This is a genomic window from Catenulispora pinisilvae, from assembly GCF_015356865.1.
Classification (GTDB): domain Bacteria; phylum Actinomycetota; class Actinomycetes; order Streptomycetales; family Catenulisporaceae; genus Catenulispora; species Catenulispora pinisilvae.
Genome location: NZ_JAAFZA010000180.1, coordinates 1 through 21,765, shown reverse-complemented (window position 1 = coordinate 21,765; position 21,765 = coordinate 1). Strand labels below are relative to the sequence as shown.

Annotated in this window: 20 protein-coding genes; 10 read left to right on the top strand and 10 right to left on the bottom strand. The window is 71.7% G+C overall.

Annotated elements, in window-relative coordinates:
* Nucleotides 1–188 precede the first annotated feature (188 nt).
* Entirely contained in the window at nt 189–1,076 is an 888-nt protein-coding gene (locus tag IZR01_RS35440) for a GNAT family N-acetyltransferase (RefSeq protein WP_194896414.1), read from the top strand.
* Here the strand turns inward: IZR01_RS35440 and IZR01_RS35435 are convergent.
* The 4 genes from IZR01_RS35435 to cysC are packed head-to-tail and all read right to left on the bottom strand — an operon-like array spanning nt 1,073 to nt 3,227.
* A complete protein-coding gene (locus IZR01_RS35435) occupies nt 1,073–1,363 on the bottom strand; it encodes an Ada metal-binding domain-containing protein (protein WP_194896415.1) in 291 nt (96 codons plus the stop codon). The genes IZR01_RS35440 and IZR01_RS35435 overlap by 4 nt on opposite strands.
* A 35-nt stretch (nt 1,364–1,398) precedes the next feature.
* Nucleotides 1,399–2,124, bottom strand: coding sequence for a 2OG-Fe(II) oxygenase (locus IZR01_RS35430; protein WP_194896416.1), 726 nt, complete (start codon nt 2,122–2,124; stop codon nt 1,399–1,401).
* A gap of 20 nt (nt 2,125–2,144) precedes the next feature.
* Nucleotides 2,145–2,678 (bottom strand): methylated-DNA--[protein]-cysteine S-methyltransferase, encoded by a 534-nt coding sequence (locus IZR01_RS35425; protein WP_194896417.1) that lies wholly within the window; start codon nt 2,676–2,678, stop codon nt 2,145–2,147.
* 24 nt (nt 2,679–2,702) lie between these two features.
* Nucleotides 2,703–3,227: an adenylyl-sulfate kinase gene (gene cysC, locus IZR01_RS35420; RefSeq protein WP_194896429.1), complete on the bottom strand. Its 525-nt coding sequence runs from the start codon at nt 3,225–3,227 to the stop codon at nt 2,703–2,705.
* A gap of 137 nt (nt 3,228–3,364) precedes the next feature.
* Between cysC and IZR01_RS35415 the strand changes: the two genes are divergently transcribed.
* On the top strand, nt 3,365–4,117 hold the full coding sequence (locus IZR01_RS35415) for an NAD-dependent epimerase/dehydratase family protein (protein WP_194896418.1): 753 nt from the start codon (nt 3,365–3,367) through the stop codon (nt 4,115–4,117).
* Nucleotides 4,118–4,135: 18 nt separating this feature from the next.
* Nucleotides 4,136–4,609, top strand: coding sequence for a DUF6508 domain-containing protein (locus tag IZR01_RS35410; protein WP_194896419.1), 474 nt, complete (start codon nt 4,136–4,138; stop codon nt 4,607–4,609).
* Nucleotides 4,610–4,712: 103 nt separating this feature from the next.
* Here the strand turns inward: IZR01_RS35410 and katG are convergent, their stop codons facing one another.
* Both katG and IZR01_RS35400 read right to left on the bottom strand, forming a co-directional pair.
* The gene (gene katG, locus IZR01_RS35405) at nt 4,713–6,959 is read right to left on the bottom strand and encodes a catalase/peroxidase HPI (RefSeq protein ID WP_228555163.1); all 2,247 of its coding nucleotides are present in this window, start codon (nt 6,957–6,959) and stop codon (nt 4,713–4,715) included.
* A 165-nt stretch (nt 6,960–7,124) separates the two neighbouring features.
* A complete protein-coding gene (locus IZR01_RS35400) occupies nt 7,125–7,568 on the bottom strand; it encodes a Fur family transcriptional regulator (protein WP_194896420.1) in 444 nt (147 codons plus the stop codon).
* Between the two features lie 127 nt (nt 7,569–7,695).
* Here IZR01_RS35400 and IZR01_RS53700 point away from each other — a divergent pair, with 127 nt between their 5' ends.
* Nucleotides 7,696–8,670, top strand: coding sequence for a nucleotidyl transferase AbiEii/AbiGii toxin family protein (locus tag IZR01_RS53700; RefSeq protein ID WP_323746478.1), 975 nt, complete (start codon nt 7,696–7,698; stop codon nt 8,668–8,670).
* Nucleotides 8,667–9,290 carry a hypothetical protein gene (locus tag IZR01_RS35390; RefSeq protein ID WP_194896421.1) on the top strand — a complete coding sequence of 208 codons (624 nt, stop codon included), beginning with the start codon at nt 8,667–8,669 and terminating at the stop codon, nt 9,288–9,290. Before IZR01_RS53700 ends, IZR01_RS35390 begins: the two co-directional genes overlap by 4 nt.
* A gap of 116 nt (nt 9,291–9,406) precedes the next feature.
* Here IZR01_RS35390 and IZR01_RS35385 read toward each other — a convergent pair whose 3' ends face one another.
* Both IZR01_RS35385 and IZR01_RS35380 read right to left on the bottom strand, forming a co-directional pair.
* Nucleotides 9,407–10,048 carry a LuxR C-terminal-related transcriptional regulator gene (locus IZR01_RS35385; protein ID WP_194896422.1) on the bottom strand — a complete coding sequence of 214 codons (642 nt, stop codon included), beginning with the start codon at nt 10,046–10,048 and terminating at the stop codon, nt 9,407–9,409.
* Nucleotides 10,036–11,268, bottom strand: coding sequence for a sensor histidine kinase (locus IZR01_RS35380; protein ID WP_194896423.1), 1,233 nt, complete (start codon nt 11,266–11,268; stop codon nt 10,036–10,038). Before IZR01_RS35380 ends, IZR01_RS35385 begins: the two co-directional genes overlap by 13 nt.
* 163 nt (nt 11,269–11,431) lie before the next feature.
* Here IZR01_RS35380 and IZR01_RS35375 point away from each other — a divergent pair, with 163 nt between their 5' ends.
* The 3 genes from IZR01_RS35375 to IZR01_RS35365 all read left to right on the top strand — a co-directional run bounded on the left by IZR01_RS35375 (nt 11,432) and on the right by IZR01_RS35365 (nt 16,615).
* Complete coding sequence (locus IZR01_RS35375; protein ID WP_228555164.1) at nt 11,432–12,220, top strand: ABC transporter ATP-binding protein; 789 nt, start codon at nt 11,432–11,434, stop codon at nt 12,218–12,220.
* Complete coding sequence (locus IZR01_RS35370) at nt 12,217–14,664, top strand: ABC transporter permease (RefSeq protein WP_194926385.1); 2,448 nt, start codon at nt 12,217–12,219, stop codon at nt 14,662–14,664. The genes IZR01_RS35375 and IZR01_RS35370 overlap by 4 nt, the downstream gene beginning before the upstream one ends.
* Nucleotides 14,665–14,986: 322 nt before the next feature.
* Entirely contained in the window at nt 14,987–16,615 is a 1,629-nt protein-coding gene (locus tag IZR01_RS35365; RefSeq protein WP_194896425.1) for a GMC family oxidoreductase, read from the top strand.
* A gap of 89 nt (nt 16,616–16,704) precedes the next feature.
* Here the strand turns inward: IZR01_RS35365 and IZR01_RS35360 are convergent, their stop codons facing one another.
* Nucleotides 16,705–19,311: a VIT domain-containing protein gene (locus tag IZR01_RS35360; protein ID WP_194926384.1), complete on the bottom strand. Its 2,607-nt coding sequence runs from the start codon at nt 19,309–19,311 to the stop codon at nt 16,705–16,707.
* A 52-nt stretch (nt 19,312–19,363) separates the two neighbouring features.
* Nucleotides 19,364–19,990: a helix-turn-helix domain-containing protein gene (locus IZR01_RS35355; protein WP_228560912.1), complete on the bottom strand. Its 627-nt coding sequence runs from the start codon at nt 19,988–19,990 to the stop codon at nt 19,364–19,366.
* Nucleotides 19,991–20,100: 110 nt separating this feature from the next.
* Between IZR01_RS35355 and IZR01_RS35350 the strand changes: the two genes are divergently transcribed.
* On the top strand, nt 20,101–21,210 hold the full coding sequence (locus IZR01_RS35350; RefSeq protein WP_323747187.1) for a D-alanyl-D-alanine carboxypeptidase family protein: 1,110 nt from the start codon (nt 20,101–20,103) through the stop codon (nt 21,208–21,210).
* Between the two features lie 66 nt (nt 21,211–21,276).
* Nucleotides 21,277–21,765: nucleotidyltransferase domain-containing protein (locus IZR01_RS35345; protein ID WP_194926382.1), on the top strand; the 489-nt coding region annotated here is incomplete at its 3' end.

The following is a 21,765-nucleotide window of genomic DNA, read 5'->3' as shown; positions in this document are numbered from 1 at the left end:
GGGTATGGAGAGCTGCGGCGCGGGTTGGGACGCGGGCCGGCGCGCGGGCTACTGGCGGGTAGGGGCTCGGTGGCCTGGGCGGTTCTTACCGGGTTGACCTTCGGGTGACCCGAAGGCGCATCGCCTGGCAATTGCTGATCGGCCGGAAACCAGATGCGGTGGCTGCCGGGCTGGTGTGTGATCTAGCCATGGCGATCGTGTTGGGCAAGCCGGATGTCCGGGGTCTGAGCGCGGCGGCGGGCGCGCTGCGGGAGTGGCAGCAGGAGGGCGCGCCGATGCAGTTGCATCCGGGGGACCTGGGCTGGTTCTGGCGCTTCGGCGGCGAGACTGCGGCTTCGGCGGTGCGCACGTGGAGCCGGGACGGCCGGATCCTCGCGGTCGGGCTGATCGACGGCCCGGGGCTGCTGCGGATGACGATCGCCCCGGACGCCCGGCCGGATGAGGAGCTGGCGCGGCAGGTGGTCGCGGACGTGGGCGACACGGAGCGCGACGTACTGACACCTGGGAAGGCGTATGTCGAGGCGCCGATGGACGCGGTGATTCAGGACGTGTTGGCTCAGGAGGGCTGGGTCGAGGATGAGCCGTGGACCCAACTCCGGCGTGATCTCGCCGAGCCGGGGCGGCGGACAGCAGGAGCAGATACCGGCGCGGGGCTGCGGTTCGAGGTGGTCGGGCCGGAGCTCGCGGGGGTGCGGGCGGCCGTGCAGCGCGCGGCGTTCGACAACTCGACGTTCTCCGAAGAACGCTGGCATGTGATGGCAGCGGGGGAGCTCTACGCCGACGCCCGCTGCCTGGTCGCCTACGACGAGCAGGGCCACGCGGTCGCGGCGGTGACGGTCTGGTCGGCCGGCCCCGGCAGGCCCGGATTGCTGGAGCCGATGGGCGTGCATCGCGACCATCGCGGACGCGGATACGGGACGGCGATCACGGTCGCGGCGGCGGATGCGCTGCGGGAGTTGGGCGCGTCGAGTGCGGTCGTGGCCACCGCGACGTCGAACGTCGGCGGGGTCGCGACGTATAAGGCGGCCGGGTTCAAGGTGCTGGCCGAGGTCCGGGACATGCGGCGGGACGCTTAGCGCCGGCGGCCGGACTCGCCGACGGGCCCGCGTCCCGCGCTCCGCGCTCGCCAAGCGCGATACCGCTCAGGCAGACACCGCGCGCATGGCCGATAACCCGCGGCGATCGCCGTGGCCTCGTTGGCGAAGAAGACCCGATGCCGCGTGTAATGTCCCGCAGCTATATGGCGGAGAGCCGAGGGACAGTCGAGACGCCCGTAGACGCGGAGGCGCCGGTGCCCGCCGAGCGTGCCCGGCGCCGGGCTCTCGTAGGGGCGGGCGTCGGGGCCGAGCAGGGTCCAGGTCATGCCGCGTTGTCATATTGCATCGTCATACCGCGTCGTCATGCCGCGTCGTGGAACACCAGGCCGAGGGCATGGCGGCGGCCGGAGCGCACGGTACTGACCCCGTGCCGCACCGGGCCGGTGGACCAGCCACGCGCGGAGCGGACCGGGCGGTCACGGGTGGTGAAGATCAAGGCGTGGCCTTGGGGGAGCGGGGTGGCGGTGCCCCGGGATTGGGCGCGGGGGCGTTGTTCGACCAGGAGGAATTCGCCTCCCGTGTAGTCGCTGCCGTACGCGTCCAGCCCGATGACCGCCTGGAGCGGGAAGAGCATGTCGCCGAACACGTCACGGTGCAGGGCGTTCCAGCCCCCGGGGCCGTAGCGGAGCAGGATCTGCGCCGAGCGGGCCTGGCCGGCGGCATGGCACCGCGCCAGCCACTCGTCGAGGTCGTCGGGCCACGGCGCCGGCCGGTTCAGGCGCGCGGCCCAGTCGCGGGCGATGGGCAGCAGGTGCGGCCACAGTGCGCGGCGCAGGGTGTCTACGACCTCGGGCAGGTCGTGGGTGAAGTAGCGGTACTGGCCGGAGCCGAAGCGGTGCCGCGCCATGTCCACGGTCGTGCGGAACAGCTCGGGACGGTCGTAGAGGGCTGAGATGTCGCGGCACTGCTCGGGAGTGAGGAGTTGCGGCGTCGGGGCACAGCCGACGGAGTCGAGCTCGGCGGTGATCGCGGGCCAGTCGGCGGCGGTGAGGGGAGAGTGGTTTTCCAGGGTGGTGGTGCCGGGCATGATGGTTCGTTCCTTTCCGCTCAGACCAGCAGCGGCGCGATGGCGCCTTCGAGCGCGAGTAGCCACTGCTTGTTCTCGACGCCCCCGGCGTAGCCGCGCATCGACCCGTCAGCACCGATGACCCGGTGACACGGCCGCACGATCAGCAGCGGATTCGCCCCGACCGCCGCGCCCACCGCCTGGACCCGGTCGCGGGGCAGGCCGAGCTGCTTGGCGAGCGCGCCGTAGGTGGTGGTCGTGCCGTGCGGGATCGCGTCGACCGCCGCCCACACGCCGCGCTGGAAGTCGCTCCCGGTGGCGGTGTGTTCGCGGTGTTCGAGGTCGTCGAGGTATTCGAGGTCGAATTCGGTACGGGTCCCGGCGAAGTACTCCTGGAGCTGTCGGCTGACGTCGCTGAACGCCTCGGCGTCAGCGGTCCAACCGTCACCGATCCTCGGCGCGTATCGCTGACCGGCCATCGACAGGGACGCCAGGCGCGTGCCGCCGTTCTCGTCCTTCTCGCCGACCAGCAACAACGGTCCGACCGGGCTTTCGATTTCGGTGTAGATGTTCACCTACCCAGTCTGAGCCGCTGCGCCTTACGATACTGGCGGGATTCGGACGTGGAGTAAGTTGTCGAGCGCCTTGGCTGACGTCTCGACCGGCTCGTGCCGGGTGTCGACGCGTAGGTCCGGTGCCTCCGGCACCTCGTAGGGGTCGTCGACTCCGGTGAGGCCGGTGAGCTCGCCCTCAGCGTGGCGCTTGTAGAGACCCTTGACGTCCCGTCGCATACAGACCTCGATCGGCGTCGCGACATGGATCTCCAGGTACGGGATCCCCGCCGCGACGTGGAGGCGCCGCACCTCGGCACGCGAGTCGGCGTACGGCGCTATCACCGCGACCAGCACGATCGCACCCGCGCGCGCCAGCTCCGCCGCGCGCGCCCCGACCCGCCGCACGTTCTCCTCCCGATCGGCGCGGCTGAAGCCGAGGCCCGCCGACACCGTGCGGCGCAGCTCGTCGCCGTCCAGCACCTCGACGCGGCGGCCCTGCTCGCGCAGGCGCGCGGCGAGCGCCGTGGCGAGCGTGCTCTTGCCGGCGCTGGGCAGGCCGGTCAGCCACATCGTCGCGCCGGGCGGGGGGTCCGTGCCGATCACCGGGTGAGTCTACGGCGCGGCCGGGCGGCTTCTCCGATGAGTGGTCGGCGCGGCCGGGCGGTATCTCCGATGAATGGTCGGCGGGCGGCTGCTACGTTCAGCGGATGCGCATCCTGATAATCGGAGGCTCGGGGTACGTCGGTACCTTGATGACCCCCTTGCTCGCCGAGCAGCACGAGGTCCGGGTCCTGGACCTGGTGCCGCCGCAGGGCGGCTACGACCACGTCGTCGGCAGCGCGGCGGACCCGGAGGTGCTGGCCACGGCGCTGGACGGGATGGACGCGGTGGTGCACGGCGCGATGGGCAGCCTCTCGGAGACGGACTGGCCGGCGCCGGACACGGCCAGCGCGTTCGAGGTGAACGTGGCGTCGGTGTACGCGACGCTCCAGGCCGCGCACGCCGCCGGCGTCTCCCGCGCGGTGGTGATCGGCAGCCTGTCGGTGTTCAGCAACGAGCCGGTGCGGCTGGTCGAGCGAGACGTCGACGAGGGCAGCGAGCCGGACGCCACGAACGTCTACGGCGTGACCAAGCGCCTGGGCGAGCAGGTGGCGCGCATCGCCGCGCAGGAACACGGGATGACGGTAACCGTCCTGCGCCTGGCCTTCCCGACCCCGGACGACCTCTGGCCGCTGTGGGCCCTGCCGGTCAAGGACGAACCGGTCCAGGTCCGCCGCGACGACGGCACCCCGGTCCCCGCCCTCGCCGCCTCGGACCTGGCCGCCGCCGTCTCCGCCGCCCTCACCCGCGACGCCGGCGACTACGACGTGTTCCACATCGTCGGCGCCGACGACTCCGGCGGCACTTGGACCGCGGCGAAGGCGCGGGACGTGCTGGGGTGGGTGGCGCGGCGGCGATGAGAATCGTGACGTGAGCACGTGAGCATCAGTGGGAGCGCCGGGCCGGAAGATCCGGCTGACTCGGCGCGGGCGGCACTGGCCCGCCTGACCGCCGAGGACCGCACCGTCCTGGCCGATCTGCTCCGCCGGATCGACGAGCACGACGGTCCCTTCGGCGAGTGGGTCACCGGCAACCCGGACGGCACGCTGTGTATGCCCTGGTCGCGGCATGCCCCGATCGTCACCGAGACGGTCGCCTTCGTGATCGGCAAGCAGCTGCCGGTGACCGGCTTCGATTGGCGCGCCTGGGAGGAGGGACAGCGGACGATCCGCCTGCCGGACCTGAAAAAGGTCCGGACTCGCACCGCGCAGGAGTGCCGCCAGTACCTGACTCTGATCGTCCGCGCCGAACGGTTCGAGGAGGGCACGCTGACCATGGTCTTTGAGAACCGGGTGATGCAGACCCTCTTACGCCGGATGATTCAGCTTATTGACTCGCTCTCGGAAACGTAGCGCCCCAACCGAAAAAGCCCCGCCCGAACGCCGAAGCGTCCGAGCGGGGCTCGCGGTCCTTCGGGGCTTGAACCAACCCCTGAGTTCCCGCCTACCGTTACCGCTACCGGTGCAGGTCGAACCGGTCCAGCTCCAGCACCTTGCCGAACGCCGCCGCGAACTCCTTCGCGAACTTCTCCTTCGCGTCGTCGCCGGCATACACCTCGGCCAGCGCGCGCAGCTCGGAGTTCGAGCCGAACACCAGGTCGGCGCGGGTGCCGGTCCACTTCAGGGCGCCGGCGGCGTCGCGGCCCTCGAAGGTGGTGGAGTCGGCGTCGGTCGGCGTCCAGCTGGTGTCCAGGTCCAGCAGGTTGACGAAGAAGTCGTTCGTCAGGACGCCGGGGGTGCCGGTGAACACCCCGGCGGTGCCGCCGCCGTGGTTGGCGCCGAGCACCCGCAGGCCGCCGACCAGCACGGTCATCTCCGGGGCCGACAGGTTCAGCAGGTTCGCCTTGTCCAGCAGCAGGTACTCCGCCGGGAGCGCGGCGTCCTTGCCCTGCCAGTTGCGGAAGCCGTCGGCGCGCGGCTCCAGGTAGGAGATCGACTCCACGTCGGTCTGCTCCTGGGTGGCGTCGGTGCGGCCCGGGTGGAAGGGCACGGTGACGTCGAAGCCGGCGTCCTTGGCCGCCTTCTCCACGCCCGCGGCGCCGGCCAGGGCGATCACGTCGGCCAGCGAGACCTTCTTGCCGCCGCTCGCGCCGCCGTTGAACGCCGACACGACGCCCTCCAGCTTGCTGAGCACCGGGGCCAGCTTCTCCGGCTCGTTGACCTCCCAGCCGTTCTGCGGCTCCAGCCGGATCCGGGCGCCGTTCACGCCGCCGCGCTTGTCGCTGCCGCGGAAGGAGGCCGCGGCGGCCCAGGCGGTGGTGACCAGCTGCTGCACCGTCAGGCCGGTGGCCAGGATGCTCGCCTTCAGGGCGGTGGCGTCGGCGGCGTCGATCAGCGGGTGGTCGACGGCCGGGACCGGGTCCTGCCAGATCAGGCGCTCGCTGGGGACCTCCGGGCCCAGGTAGCGGGCGATCGGGCCCATGTCGCGGTGGGTCAGCTTGTACCAGGCGCGGGCGAAGGCGTCGGCCAGGGCCTGCGGGTCGTCCTTGAACCGGCGCGAGATCGGCTCGTAGATCGGGTCCATGCGCAGCGACAGGTCGGTGGTGAGCATCGTCGGCTGGTGCGTCTTGGCCGCGTCGAAGGCGTCCGGGACGGTGCCGGCGCCGCCGTCGTTCTTCGGCCGCCACTGGTTGGCGCCGGCCGGGCTCTTGAACAGCTCCCACTCGTAGCCGAACAGGATCTCGAAGAAGCTGTTGTCCCAGGCGGTCGGGGTGTTGGTCCAGATGCCCTCCAGGCCCGAGGTGATGGCGTCGGCGCCGACCCCGCTCCCGTAGCTGCTCTTCCAGCCCAGGCCCGCCTGCTCCAGCGGGGCGGCCTCGGGGTCCGCGCCGACGTTGTCGGCCGGGCCGGCGCCGTGCGTCTTGCCGAAGGTGTGGCCGCCGGCGATCAGCGCGACGGTCTCCTCGTCGTTCATCGCCATCCGGCCGAAGGTCTCGCGGATGTCGCGGGCGGCGGCGATCGGGTCCGGGTTGCCGTTCGGGCCCTCGGGGTTGACGTAGATCAGGCCCATCTGGACCGCGGCCAGCGGCTCCTCCAGGTTGCGGTCGCCGCTGTAGCGCTCCTCGCCGCCCAGCCAGGTCTGCTCCGGGCCCCAGTAGACGTCGTCGTCCGGCTCCCAGACGTCGGGGCGGCCGCCGGCGAAGCCGAAGGTCTTGAAGCCCATCGTCTCCAGCGCCACGTTGCCGGTCAGGATGATCAGGTCGGCCCAGGACAGGGACTGGCCGTACTTCTTCTTTACCGGCCACAGCAGGCGCCGGGCCTTGTCCAGGCTGGCGTTGTCCGGCCAGGAGTCCAGCGGCGCGAACCGCTGCTGGCCGGTACCGCCGCCGCCGCGGCCGTCGTGCACCCGGTAGGTGCCGGCGCTGTGCCAGGCCATCCGGATCATGAACGGCCCGTAGTTGCCGAAGTCGGCCGGCCACCACGGCCGGGAGTCCTTAAGCGTCGCGGCGATGTCCGCCTTGACCGCGGCCAGGTCCAGGGTGTTGAACGCGGCGGCGTAGTCGAAGTCCGCGCCGTTCGGGTTCGCCACCGCGGGGTTCTTCGCCAGGATCTTCAGGTTCAGACGGTTCGGCCACCACTGGCGGTTGCCGCCGCCCTGGGTGGGGTGGGCTGCTCGGCCGTGGGCGACCGGGCAGCCGCCGGCACTGGCCTGGGCGCCGTGATCGATGTCGACGTCGATGTCGCCATGCTGCTGCTCAGACATCTGAAAGAAGTCCTTCCGGTTCTGGCGGTTCACGCGGTTTTCGGATGTTCTCGGATGCGCTCGGTCGTACTCGGTCGTACTCGGTCGTACTCTGTTCTTGTTGTTCTGTTCTTGTTGTTCTGTTCTTGTTGTTCTGTTCTCGATGTTCGCGGATCGTCGCGCCGGCTACCCCTCGGGACCGGCGGGAGTGGCGCACGCGGGGCACAGGCCCCAGTAGACGACCTCGGCCTCGTCGATGGTGAAGCCGTGGTCGTCGACGACGTCCAGGCAGGGGGCCGCGCCGACCGCGCAGTCGACGTCCACCACCGCGCCGCAGTTCCGGCACACCAGATGGTGGTGGTTGTCCCCGACCCGGCCCTCGTAGCGGGCCGGGCTGCCGGCCGGCTCGATGCGCCGCACCAGCCGGGCGGCGGTGAGCGCGTGGAGGGCTTCGTAGACGGCCTGCAACGACACGTGGCCGACCCGCTCGCGGACCCCGGAGGCGATGGCGTCGGCGTCCAAGTGGTCGCCGCCGCGCACCGTTTCCAACAGGGCCACGCGTGCCGCGGTCACCCGGAGTCCGGCACCGCGGAGCTCGTCCGCGGCGGTCGGCGGGGGTGGTGCGGTCATGGCTTCAACCTATCCGGCTAGAGGCGAACAATTCAAGATAACGAGTCATACAAGTTTTGTGCGAGCGATCGTGCGCCGTTCGGGGGACGGGCCGGGCTGTCGGCGGCCGCGGGCATAATCGGCGGCCGTGACCGATCCCGGGCCGGCCGACGCCGCCGACACCTGCCATCGCCTGGTCCTGGACCATGTCCTGGCACTGATCGCCGGTGCGGAGTGCGGCGACCAGCTGGTGCTGCGGGGCAGCATGCTGATGACGGCATACGCCGGATCCGCCGCGCGTAAACCCGCGGATCTGGACTTCGTGGTGGTCCAGGACGGCTGGCCGGTGGACGAATCGGACCCGTATCCGTACGTCGACGAGCTGGCGACGGTGCAGCAGTGGCCGGAGGTCGCGGACGGCGCCGGGCGCGCGCGGCTGTGGGCCGACGCGGAGTTCGACACTGGGGGACGCAACCCGTGGGTCTCGCCGGACGGGCTGAACTGGGTCGCGCAGGAGGATTGGGAGCGTTCCTCGCCGTACGGGGGCCTGGCGGACCTGGTCCGGGACCGCAAGGACGTCGGGCGCGGCATCGAACTGGATCCCGACGGGTTCGACGAGCACGGCGATTGGATGTACTCGGGCTACTCCTCGCCCGGGGTGCGCGTCGTGATCCCATGGCGGAAGCGACTCGGGAAGCGGACGTCCGTGCGCGGAACCGTGTCGCTGGACTTCTCGCTCGACGAGCCGATGCCGCAGCGGCCGGTCTGGACCCGGATACCCCGGCTGGACGGCGAGCCCTCGGTGATCCGGGCGGCGAGTGCGGAGCTGTCGCTGGCGTGGAAGCTGCTGTGGCTGTTGCAGGACACGAAGGACGCCGGATACGCGAAGGCCAAGGACCTCTACGACGCGGTGGTACTGGCCGAGCTGCCCGGGATGGTGCTCGATGGCAAGCTGCTGCGGCGGGTGTTGCGGAAGTCGGAGGGGTTGCGGGTGCGGGACTTCACGGTGCGGGACTTGGCCGACGTCGCGGTCGACTGGGACGCGTTCGACGCCGAACACGCGGTCGGCGGAACGGTCGATGAGTGGCTGCGGCGACTCGGGCACGCGCTGACCATCGCATGAGCGGGGTCGAGGGCGGGTTCGAGTACCACATCACGGTTGCCGGCGACGACGCCGCGAGCGCCGGACTGGCCGCGTGGGCGGGGGAGCGCGGAGTGAAGTTCACGCACATCGTGTTGGCGCGCGGCGAAACGGTGTCGCAGCCGATGCTCACGGTGCCGGGCGAGGGCACGGCCGAGGCGGTGCTCGCCGAGGCGGAGGCGATGGCCGGGGAGCTGTGGGCGGCGGGCCTGGTGGTGACGCGGCTGAAGCTGGAGTCTTCGCCGTTCGCGGCGGGGGTGCCTGCCACAGCTGTGGAGGCCTCGGAGGAGCCGGACGATCGGTACTTCGAACACCATCTCAAGCTGCTGCTGTCGGCGGGGGTGGACGAGGCGGCGCTCGCGGAGCTGGTGACGCCACACGGTGCGCACTTGTCGCGGAACGCGCGGCGGGTGCGGGACGACGGCGGCTCGGAGAGGTTCGTGACGCAGCGCTGCTATCGGGTCGGTAGCGATGCGGCGGTCGGCGAGTTGGCGCGGCTGACCGAGGTGTTGCGGGGCGCCGGGCACGAGATTGTGAGCAGCGAGCGCGAGTACGTGGTCTACGACAGCAGCCCGGCGGTGGACGCCGGTTGGATCGGCTGAGAGCTGAGTGCTGGGTGCCGAGTGCTGAGGCACCGGCAGAGTTTTGCGGAGCGCGACCTGCCGGCTCGATCAACTCAGCCGCGAGCACTCAGCCGCAAGCACTCACCCGCGAGCCCTCAACTCCCAGCCTCCAAAAAAGCCAGCACCGCCCGCACCCGCCGGTCCCCGGCCTCGTCCGGCGGCAGCCCCAGCTTCCCGAAGATGTTCCCCACGTGCTTGCTCACCGACCGTTCGGTGATCACCAGCGTCGCGGCGATGGTCGTGTTGTCCAGCCCCTGCGCCATCAGGCCCAGCACCTCGCGTTCGCGCGGGGTGAGGGCGTCCAGGGGGTCGCGGCGGGTCAGCAGCTGCGAGACCACCTCGGGGTCCAGGGCGGTGCCGCCGGCGGCGACCCGCTCCAGTGCCTCCTGGAACTCCGAGACCCGTGCCACGCGGTCCTTGAGCAGGTAGCCGATGCCGGCGGCGCCTTCGGCCAGCAGCTCGGCGGCGTAGGTTTCCTCCACGTACTGCGACAGGACCAGGATGGGCAGGCCGGGTAGGACCTTGCGGGCCTGGATCGCGGCGCGCAGGCCCTCGTCGCGGAAGCCCGGGGGGAGGCGGACGTCCAGGATCGCCGCGTCGGGGCGGTGCTCCAGCAGGGTCGGGACCACCTCCGGGCCGCTGCCGGCGACCGCCACCACCTCGTGGCCGACCGTGGTCAGCAGCAGTTGCAGCCCTTCGCGCAACAGCACGTTGTCCTCGGCGATCACAAGCCGCACGGCAGCTCCACTTCCACGTTCGTCCCGGTGCCGTCGGTGCGGCTGTCGATCCTGGTGACGCCGTCCAGCGCCGCCACCCGGCGCCGGATCCCGGCCAGGCCGCTGCCCAGGTTGGGGTCCGCGCCGCCGGTGCCGTCGTCCCGGATCCGCACCGTCAGGTAGGGGCCATCATGCCGCAGGGACACCCAGGCGTGCGCGGCGCCGCTGTGCTTGGCGACGTTGGTCAGCGCCTCGGCCACCACGAAGTACGCCGCCGCCTCCACCGCCGCCGGGCAGCGGCGGTCCGGCTCCGGCATGTCCACCGACACCGGCACCGGACGTCCGGCGGCCAGTGCGCGCACCGCCCCGGCCAGGCCGCGGTCGCTGAGGATCGGCGGGTGGATGCCGCGGATGACGGTGCGCAGTTCGGTCAGCGCGTGCTCGATGCCGCTGCGGGCGTCCAGCATCAGGTCCCTGGCCCCGTCGGGATCGGCGTCGAAGCGCTGGTCGGCCAGGCCCAGCCGGAGCGCGGCGCTGACCAGCTGGGCCTGGGTGCCGTCGTGCAGGTCGCGTTCGATGCGGCGCAGCTCGGCGCCGTGCGCCTCCAGCGCCTGGGCCCGGGTCTCGGTCAGTGACTCCACCCGGGCGGCCAGCTCGGTCCGGCGGGTCGGGCCGAGCAGGCGCCGCGCGTACCAGCCCTGGAACCGGGCCAGTTGGGGCTGGGCCCACAGTTGCAGTGCCGTCAGGAACACCGTCATCAGCAGCGGGTAGGCGATCGCCTGGGGCCAGGTGTAGATCTGCGCGCCGGCGCCGATCGTGCCCGGCTTCACGGTCCACCACCAGAACGGCAGCGCCAGGTCCCAGGGGATCCCGACCCACACCTCGACCGACAGCACCCCGATGAGCAGCCCGACGAACCCGTGCACGAACATCCACGCGATGTCCCGCCACACCGAGGCGGACCGCATCAGGGCGAAGTACTGCCGGTACGGATCGGCCGCCACCGGCGTGGACGGCTCCCGGATCGGATACCCCAACACCTTCGCGGCCCGGCGGCGCTCGATGTTGGTCAGGACGCGGATCCGTCCGGCCACCCACGGCAGCCCCGGCACCCCGAACGCCAGCAGCAGCGCCAGCGGCAGCAGGCAGACGCCGAGCAGGGCGGGCAGGGCGGTCCGCAGGCCCGCGACCAGGTACCACGTCGAGCGCAGGCTTCGGGCGAACAGGGCGCGGATCTTCATGATCCCCCCACTCTAAAGGCCAGGTCGCGGTGAGTCGGCACGGCAGGCCCCACCATCGTGGTGTAGCGCGTTACACCCCCAAGAGGGGCCTTGGGCCGCTGGGGCGGAAGAAGATCGAAAACTAGCGTCGAAGGCGTACTGATCCACCGACGCAGGAGCGCTTATGACCGCCCCGAACACCGTGCCCGGCGCGACTACCGCGCATGCCGTGCACGCCGCCGCGCATGCCGCCGACCCCGGCGGCGCCGCCGTGACGCTGGAACGCGTGACCAAGTCCTACGACCGCGGCCGCGTGGTCGCCCTGGACAACGTCAGCTGGGCCTTCCGGCGCGGCACCTTCACCGCGATCATGGGCGCCTCCGGCTCCGGCAAGAGCACCTTCCTGCACTGCGCCTCCGGACTGGACCGGCCCACCTCCGGCACGGTCCGGCTCGGCGACACCGACCTCGGGAAGCTGAAGGAGACCGCGCTCACCCAGCTGCGCCGGGACCGCGTCGGGTTCGTGTTCCAGGGCTACAACCTGGTGCCGTCGATGGACGTCCAGCGCAACATCACGCTGCCGCTGCGCCTGGGCGGCCGGCGGGCGGACACCGGCTGGCTCACCGAGGTCGTGCACCGGGTCGGGATGGCCGACCGGCTGGACCACAAGCCCTCCCAGCTGTCCGGCGGGCAGCAGCAGCGGGTCGCGGTGGCCCGGGCGCTGGTCACCCGGCCGGAGATCGTGTTCGCCGACGAGCCCACCGCCGCGCTGGACCCGCGCACCGCCGGGCACGTGCTGCGGCTGCTGCGCGAGGCCGTGGACGGCACCGGCCAGACCGTGGTGCTGGTGACGCACGACCCGACCGCCGCGGCCTGGGCCGACAGCGTCGTGTTCCTGTCCGAGGGCCGGATCGTCGACGAGCTCCCGCGCCCGACCGCCGCGACGGTCCTGAACCGCTGGGAGACGCTGTGAGGAAGGGAATCGCCTTCGGGGTCGCCGCCGCGCTGGCGGTGGCGGCCATGATGCTCGGCGCCTTCGGGGTGCTGATCGAGTCCGGTGTCCGGGCGCACGGTTCGCTGGACCGGTACGCCTCGGCCGCCGCGGTCGTGCACGGCGAGCAGAGCGTCACCTACAGCACCGGCAGCGGGGACAACAAGAACTCCGAGAGCCGGCCGCTCGTCGAGCCGAACCGCGTGCCGCTGACGCAGAGCGGGCCGCTGAAGGCGGTGCCTGGCGTCGCCGACGTGGTCGCGGACCTCTTGGTGCCGGTGGTCGCGGCACCGACCGGGCAGACCCTCACCGGCCACGGCTGGGACTCGGCCAAACTGACGCCGACCACTCTCACCTCCGGCCACGCTCCGGCGTCGGCGAAGGACGTGGTGCTCGACACGGAATCGGCTGCCCGCCTGGGAATCCGGGCCGGTTCTGAGCTCCAGCTGCAAATCGACGGGTCCCCGCAGGACTACCGGGTCTCGGGGATCGACTCCGGCGGCCCGGCCGGGACGCTCTACTTCACCCAACAGCAGGCTGAGACGGTCTCCGGCCACCCGGATCGCGCCGACGCGCTGGTGGTGCTGGCTGACGCGGGCTCGCACGTCTCCAGCTCCGCCCTGCGCCACGCCGCCCCCGGCCTGGACGTCGCCACCGGCGCGGCACGCGGCGACATCGAACACCCGGGGATCCAGGCCGGCCGGGCGGACAACATCGCCACCGGCGGCACCCTGGGCGGCGTGAGCCTGCTGGTCGCGCTGCTGGTGGTGTCCGGACTGCTGGAGCTGTCGGTGCGGGACCGGACGCGCGAGCTGGCGGTGATGCGCGCCGTCGGCGCCACGCCGCGGCAGGTGCGGCGGGTCATCGTGCGCGAGATGTTGAAGATCGCCATCCCCTCGGCGCTGGTCGGCGCGGTCGCCTCGCTCGGCCTCGGGGCGGCGCTGCTGGCCGTGATGAGCTCGCAGGGCGTGCTGCCGGCCGGCTACCACCTGGCGCTGAGCCCGATCCCCGTGGCCGGTTCCGCGCTGCTCACCGTGCTCACGGCGGTCGGCATCGGCTGGCTGTCCGCGCGGCGGGTGTCGAAGATCAAGCCGGTGCAGGCGCTCGGCGAGAGCGCCGTCGAGCCGAAGCGGCAGTCGCGCTGGCGCGTCATTACCGGGCTGGTGTTCTTGGCGCTCGGCGCCGGGATGCTGGTGCTGACGTTCACGGTCGGCGGCCAGGCGGCGTCCTCGTCGGTGGCCGGGCTGGTGATCTCGCTGATGTGGGGCGTGGCGCTGCTGGGACCGTGGATCGCACGCGGTGGTACCAGGGTCCTGGGCGCGCTGCTGCGCCGGCTCTCGCCGATCTCCGGCGACCTGGCCGCCACCTCGGCGCGCGCCGCCGCGGTCCGGATGGCCGCCGTCATCACCCCGATCGCGCTGGCCCTGGCGTTCGCTGGCACGCAGCTGTTCGCGCAGACCACGACCTCGAACGCCACGGCCGCCGAGGCGCGGGCCGGGATGCGGGCCGAGCGGGTGCTGACGTCATCCGGGCCCGGCATCCCGCACGGCGCCTACGAAGCGGCCAAGGCGCTGCCGGGGGTGAGCGACGTGACCGCGGTGAAGCGGACCACGGTGCTGATGCCGGTGTGGAACCTGGGCACGTCGTTGCAGTCGCTGTCGGCGCAGGGCGTCGCGGGTGGTTCGGCGACGACGCTGGATCCGAAGATCACCGCCGGTTCGCTGGCCGGGCTGAACGAGCCCGGAACCGTCGCGCTGAGTTCGCAGGTGGCGCACGACACGAAGGTCGGCGACACCCGGCAGCTGTGGTTGGGCGACGGCACACAGGTGACGCTGAAGGTCGTGGCGTTGTACCAGCGCGGCTTCGGCTTCGGGGACGTGCTGTTGCCCCGGGACCTGGTGGCCGCGCACGCCGCGAACACGCTCGACGATTTCGTGCTCGTCAACGGCAATGGTGATCTCAGTCCCCTGACGAGCAAGTTCGTCGGGCTGCACACCGCCACCGCCGCCGACTATGGCAGTGCCCTGACCGAGAAGTCCCGGCACGACGGCCTGACCGGGCTGATCGCGGTGGTGGCGATCGTCGGCTTCATCCTGGTCGGCGTGGTGACCACGCTGGGCGTGGCCACGGCCTCGCGGCGCCGGGAGCTGACGCTGCTGCGGCTGGTCGGCGCCACGCGGGACCAGGTGATGCGGGCCCTGAGGCTGGAGACGGTGATCATCGTGGGCACCGGGACGGTGGTCGGCGCGGCGGTCGCCGGGGTGACGCTGTTCGCCTACGCCGCCGGCGTCACCGGCCTGCCGATGCTCTCGGTGCCGCCGCTGGCCGTCGCGGGCATGGTGATCGCGGTGGCGGTGCCCGGCGCGGCCGCGGTGCTGGTGCCGGCGCGGCGGATCCTGCGGCGTGGGTCGCCGCGGATCGAATAGTCGAACTGTCGAATAGCTGAACTCTTGTGTCGAGCTGTGCGTTGTACGGGCATACACGGCACGGGGGCGTGCTATGCGCGGCGTGTCCGTCGTGGAGGATTCCCGCAGCCTCCGTTCACTCCCCAGTGGTGACGGGCACGCCGCTCTATGACGGTGACGGTGACGGCGACGGTGACGGTGACGGTGACGGCGCCCGTGCCGGTGTCGGTATATCCGGCACCGGCATTTCCGAAGATGCCCCTTGTACCCTCACGCAGTCCCTCCTACAGTGCAGCGACCTACCGTGATCACGCGGCGCCGGCCGCGGGAGGGTGTGCGCCCTATGGGACAGCGTTCGAAGGGTTCGGTGCCGGGGGAGGCCGACTACGTCGTGGTCGGCGCCGGCAGTGCGGGGTGCGTGCTGGCCGCGCGATTGGCCGCGAGCGGGGCGCGGGTGGTGCTGATCGAGGCCGGCGGGTCCGATCGGACGAGGCTGGTGCGCAAGCCGGGGCTGATCGCGGCGGTGCACAGCGTGCCGCAGCTGAAGGCCCGGCTGGACTGGGGCTACTACTCGGTGCCGCAGGCTGACGCGTTGCGGCGCAAGATGCCGCAGACGCGCGGCAAGGTGCTCGGCGGCTCCGGGTCCGTCAACGGGATGCTGTTCGTGCGCGGGAACGCGGCGAACTACGACTCGTGGGCGGCCGAGGGCTGCCAGGGCTGGTCCCACGGTGATGTGCTGCCCAGCTTCAAGAAACTGGAGAGCTGGGAGGACGGCGAGAACGACCTGCGCGGCGGCTCCGGGCCGATCAAGGTACGGCGACAGGTCGACGTCACCACCGCGACCCTCGGGTTCATGGAAGCGTTCGCCGACACCGCCGGAGTGAAGGTCCTCGACGACTACAACGGCGAGTCGCAGGAGGGCATCGGGATCGTCCAGCAGAGCGCCCACGACGGCCTGCGCTACAGCTCCTCGGTCGGCTACCTCGACGACCACGGCATGGCGCAGCTCGATGTGGTCACCGGCGTCACGGTCACGCGCGTGGTGCTGGAGAAGGACCGGGCCGTCGGCGTCGAGGTGATCGCGGAGGGCGGCGCGCGCCAGGTGGTACGGGCCACGCGGGAAGTGGTCCTGTGCGCCGGGGTCTTCGGATCGGCGCAGCTCCTGCAACTGTCCGGGATCGGCCCCGCGGAACACCTGCGTTCGGTGGGCGTCGAGGTGGTGGCCGATCTGCCGGTCGGCGACAACCTGCACGACCACCTCTTCGTCCCGATGTGCTTCCTGATGCCGGAGGCGCGCAACAAGGGGACGGCGCCGTACTTCGCGCGCGGTTTCGTGAAGGAGGTGACCCGCGGCGGAACGTGGGTCGGGCGCACCGTGTTCGAGGCCGTGGGCTTCGTGCGCAGCCCGCGCGCCGAAACGGTGCCGGACCTCCAGATCCACGTGCTGCCGTGGTCGTATCCGGGACCGAACCAGGACGCGCCGGTGCGGCACAAGGCCGATCCGCGCCGGACGCTGACCATCATGCCGACCCTGATCTACCCCAAGAGCCGGGGCACGGTGCGCCTGGCCTCGGCCGATCCGCTGGCCGCGCCGCTCATCGACCCGGCGTACCTGCACGATCCCGCGGACGCCGAGCTGCTGCTGGACGGCATGGAGATGGTCCGCGAGGCGATGGCCCACCGCTCGCTGGCCGGCCGGGTCCTCGGCGAGACCGCGCCCGGCCCGGCGCACGCCGACCGCGCGGCGCTGGCCGCCGAGCTGCCGAACCGCGCGACCACGGTGTACCACCCGGTCGGAACCTGCCGGATGGGCGTCGACGAGCGGGCGGTCGTGGACCCCGAGCTGCGGGTGCGGGGCGTTGCGGGGCTGCGGGTCGCCGACGCCTCGATCATGCCGAGCATCGTCGGCGGGAACACGAACGCGGCGGCATTGATGATCGGGGAACATGCGGCGGCGTTGATTCTGGGCTGAGCGCGGCCGATTCTGCTGACGCCAGGGCCCGGCTCGGGCGCATGCCGAGCCGGGCCTTCGTGCGGTGGTTCAGCGTTTTCAGCGGTGGTTCAGCGCTTCCAGAAGGGTCGGCGGGCAGGCCGCGCGAGTGATTCCAGGAACGTGACAGTGCTCTGCCACCGCTCGGCGACCGGCTTTTCGGCGGAGCTCAGGGTGCTGAGGAGTTCGCTGACGCTCGCCTGGTGCTCGGCAGGCAAGCCCGGGATCAGCTCTGTCAGCTTCGTGGTGAATTCGAGCAACAGCGCCTCTTGTTCGTCGGTCGCGGCGGCGGCGGCGGCGGTGAAGCGGGGCAGCCAGTGCGCCGCGAAGGCGTGGAGGTCGACCATGGGCGGCGTGGTCTTCTTCTCGGTGACTGGTGCCGGTGTCGGTGCAGCTGCCGGCGCCGAGGACTTGAGGAAATCCGGGATTTCCAGGTCCTCTTCCGCTGAGGGCATCGGCCCGCGGGACGGCGTAGGCGTGGCAGCAGGCCGGGCTGCCGCTGCCGGGGCGGCGCCGAAACCAGGGCCGCCGCTCGGCGCTGCTGGGGACGGCGGCGGAGACAGCCGGCTGTGAACCGTGCCGGGCTGGATTGACAGGCTCCTGAACGAGTCCATCTCCGGTTCCATGGCGTCCGGCTCGAAAGTGCCCATGTACACCGCGGCCTTGCGCATCGGCCTGGGCACCCCTGCGGGCGCCGGGGGCGCGCCCCAGCCCGCGGGGAGGTCGACCGGCTGCGTGACCTGCTTGAGCGGGCCGCCCGCGGCCACCACCCGGGTGTCGATCGCGACGAACGCCGTGAAGCGGGACAGCACACTGTGACCCACCGACGTCGCGACGATCGCCCGCTCGATGTCCGGCTGCCCTTGGGACGCCGAGACGTACCGGTCCTCCAGATCGCGGATGCGGCCGCGGGCCCAGAACTGCGCGAGTCCGGCGTCCGCGGTCTCGACGGCCGGCACGCGCCGGGTCCACGCCGAGCCGTCGGCGGCTTCGCCGGTGATGACGATGCCGGCCCCGATGTCTGCCAATGCCACCCCCGGCGATGCCGCGGCTCCCTTGAACCGCCCGGCCACCACCAGCGGCGCGCCGACGAACAAGTCCGACAGCCGGGCCGGGGTGATCGAGTCCTGATCCAGCTCCAGCCCGCTGCTTCCGGCCAGGCGCAGCCCGGTCACCAGCGGCGTGCCGATGCGCCGGTGGATGGCGTCCATCGCTTCGTCGAGCCGGTCCTCGGACTCCACCAGTTCGCAGTGTCCGCCCCCGGAGCTCGCCAATCGTCGCAGGAAGCCGGCGTTGACCGCGCTGTCGATCCCGACCGTGTGGACCCGCAGGTTCGCGAGCTTCGGGGCGAGGGCCGACAACACCGAGTCCTCGCCGGCGATCTGGCCGTCGGTCACCAGGACCAGGACCCGGTCCCGTTCCGGGTCGTCGCCGCCCAGCAGTTCGACCGCGCGGTCCAATGCCGGCTGCATCTCCGTTCCGCCGCGCGCTTCGACGGAGGCCAGGTGCTGCACGGCGCGGAAGCGGTGCCGGTCCGTGGCCGAGGACAGGACGTCGGACGGTAGGTCGGCGGGATAAGTGATCGCGTGGTCGAACGTCAGCACCGCGAACCGGTCGGCGGTGGTCAGCGTGTCGACGATGCGGGCCGCGGCCCGGCGCGCCGCCGTCATCTTCCAGCCGCCCATGCTGCCGGACCGGTCCAGGACCAGCGCCACGTCCCGGGGACGCGTCGCGCCGGTCGGCTCCGGCGGCAGGACGGTCAGCAGGAAGGTGCCGGTGCGCATCGCGCTGTCCGACTTCTCGTTCTTGTTCTCGTTCTCGTTGTCGGCCTCGTCCAACGCCACGGCCAGGGACGTCGCCGCCGCCGAACCTCCGTACGCCAAGCGCAGGACGAAGTCGCGGTCCGCCCGGGCTCCGGGGTCGAGCCGGACGACGTATCGCTCGCCGGACCCCTCTTCCTCCACCTTCACCCCGTGCAGGCTCGACGTCAGCCCGGCCAGCGGCAGCCCGGCCGGGTCCACCGCGACCTCGATCGACAGCCGCACCGGATTCGGGAAGCCGGGCAACAGAATCGGCGGGCTGATCCGGGACGCGTCGGGCACCTGGTCGGTGTCGACGGCGGTCCCGCTGCCCACTTGCTCGCCTGGGAGCGCGGCGCCGGGGATGTAGCGGGGGGCTACTACCAGCGGGAAGCGGAACGTGGCCTGGCCGTCTTCATACGGCAGACGCCCCGAGAGCGTTGTCCGGATGACCACCTGCTCGCCGGGCATGATGTTGCCGACGCGCAGGGTGAAGACCCCGGGGCGCTCCTCCTCGGCGATCGACGCGCGCTGGCCGGCCTCGATCGCCGCGCTGTAGTCGGCGCGCGCCGCCTCCCGCTCCTTCACCACGCCCTCGACCACGCGGTCGGCGGCTTCCATCCGCAGCCGGGTCACCGCCGCGCGGTCCGGCAGCGCGAAGATGTACGTGGCCTCCAGCGGGACGTCGTAGGGGTTGCGGAAGCCCTGCGCCAGCTCGGTGCGCACGGCCAGGCCGGCCACCGAGGAGCGGACCTCGATCAGCTCCAGCGGCAGGTTGCCGCGTTCGGTGCGCAGCGCGCCGAGGCCGCCGTCCGGTACGCGGCGCGGCGTTTCCTCGAAGATCTCGACGACCTCGATGACACCGATGCGAACGGTCATGGTGGTTCCCCCTCTAGGAATGTCAGGCCTCTGGGTCAGGTTTCTGGGAAGGTCAGGCCTCGGACAGGCCGAGCCGGTTCAGCAGGTCCAGCAGTGGTTGTGCCGCTTCGGCGATCGCGGCGCGGGCGGCGGCGTCCGGGGTGCGGCCGGTTGGCAGAAGCAGGGTGATGTCGGTGGTCAGGCGGATGCCGGTGATGAGCGGGGTGGTGGTGTCGGGCTCGATGGTGTCGGTGTCGGCGGTGATGGCAGTGAATGGTTCGGCTGCGGGCGGCGTGACCCAGAAGCGGGAGCGGGCGGGGGAGGGTGCTGTATCCGCTGTATCCGCGTCCGCCGGAGCGATCAGGGTGTCCAGATCGGCCGGCAACTTCGCGATCTCCTCGACCACGGACGCGTCCGCGCCGAGCAGCCGTTCCTGCACCGCCGCCACTGTCAGCCCACTGGCTTGCAGCCGCTTGATCGCGACCAGCTGGGCCAGGTGCGAGCGGCCGTAGAGCGCGGTGCGGCCGCGCATGGCCGCCGGCCGGTCCAGCAGGCCGATGGAGGTGTACCAGCGGATCGTCCGCACGTCGGGCACCTCCCGGATACGGCCGTTGGGCTGGGTCGGCGCCCCGGCGGCCAGCGCCGCCGCGGCCAGGCGGGCCAGGCGGTCGATGGTCCAGGGAGCCGGGGCTTCGGTCATGCGGCTCATCATGACACTGTCATATGACAGTGTCAACGTAACAATGTTCCGTTGCCCTGGCGACAGAGCGTTGATACGTTCCGCGTGTGGGGCTGAGCTCTCGGTTGAGTGTGCTTGTGCTGGCCGCGGCCTTGGCGAGCCTGATCCCCGATCCGGCGTCGGCGACGGGGCCCGTGACAGTGTCGGATCCGGTGCCGGGGCCGCCGCCCGTGGACGTCGCCTCATACCTGGTCGTGGACTACGACACCGGCCAGATCCTGGCCGCGAAGGATCCGCACCGCGCGCTCTATCCGGCCAGCACTCTCAAGATCCTGACAGCCGACACCCTCATCCCGCGCCTGGACCCGGACCTGGAGGTCACACCGAAGGCCGCGGACTTCGCCGCCGAGCCGGACGGCAGCGTGGTCGGCATGACGGCCGGGGTCACGTACAGCGTTGCCGAACTGTGGCGCGCGACGTTCGTCGAGTCGGCCAACGACGCCGTCGCCGAACTGGCGCACCTGTCCGGCGGCCTCGCCGCGACCACCGCGGCGATGGAGCGCGAGGCGCGCAGCCTCGGCGCGCGGGACACCACGAACATCGTCGACGCGGACGGCTACGACCAGGACGGCCAGACCACCAGCGCCTACGACCTCGCACTGTTCGCCCGCGCGGGCCTGCACCTGCCGGCCTTCCGCGCCTACTGCGACCTGAAGCACGCGACGTTCCCCGGCCCGGACGGCAGCACCCTGAGCCTCACCAACCACGACCCGTTGGTGCTCGGCTACCCGGGCATGATCGGCATCAAGAGCGGCCTGACGACGACGGCCGGCCACACCTACGTCGGCGCCGCGACCCGCGACGGCCACACGATCATCGAGACGCTGATGCTCGGTGGCGCGGACATCTCCGACCAGGCGGCGGACCTGATGGACTGGGCGTTCGCGGCCGATGGGAAGGTGGCGCCGGTCGCGCTGCTCGGCGGGAGTCCGGCACCGCCGACCTCTATACCAACGACGCCCACACCGACACTCACGCCAACGCCAACGCCGACGATTACGCCAACGCCTGCCCCGAAATCCACGCCACCGCCGCGGCCGGTCACACGCATCGAGGCGGTAGCCCGACCGCGCTCGACTACGCCGCCCTGGTCAGGTGCGGCCTGGCTCGGAGCAGTCGCCGCACTGGCGGCGGTGGCCGTGCCGGTGGGCACTCGGGGTATGCATCGGCGCCGCATGTAGCAGCCAAACTGCTGCCTCTACCATCAGAACCCTGTCGCTGATCACCCCTGGAGCCGAGGAGCCCGCATGCCGGAGACCGCCGAACCGTTCCTGGACCGCCTCGTCGAAGTCCTCCAAGCCGATCCGCGCGTGCTGGCCGCCTGGCTGATGGGCAGTCATGCCCGCGGGACCGCCGACCGGCACAGTGACGTCGATCTCTGGCTCGTCGTCGAGCCCGAGGCCAGGGCCGAGTTCGTCGCCGACTGGCCGGAGCTCTCCGACCGCGTGGCGCCCTCGGTGCTCAGGCAGCAGGTCTTCGGCAGCACGTTCCTGCACATCACGGCCGACTGGCAGCGCTGGGACGTATCCATCGGCGTCCCCGACGACGTCGCGCACCGCACCCGCAGCACCCTGCGACCGCTGTTCGACCGCGCCGGGCTCGGTGCTCGGCTGCTGCCGCCGGGTGCGCCGCCGGCCCCGGATCCGGCGAAGATCAGTTCCCTGACCACCGAGTTCCTGCGGGTCATGGGCCTGCTGCCGGTGGTGCTGGGGCGGCGGGAGCACGTGGTCGGGGTG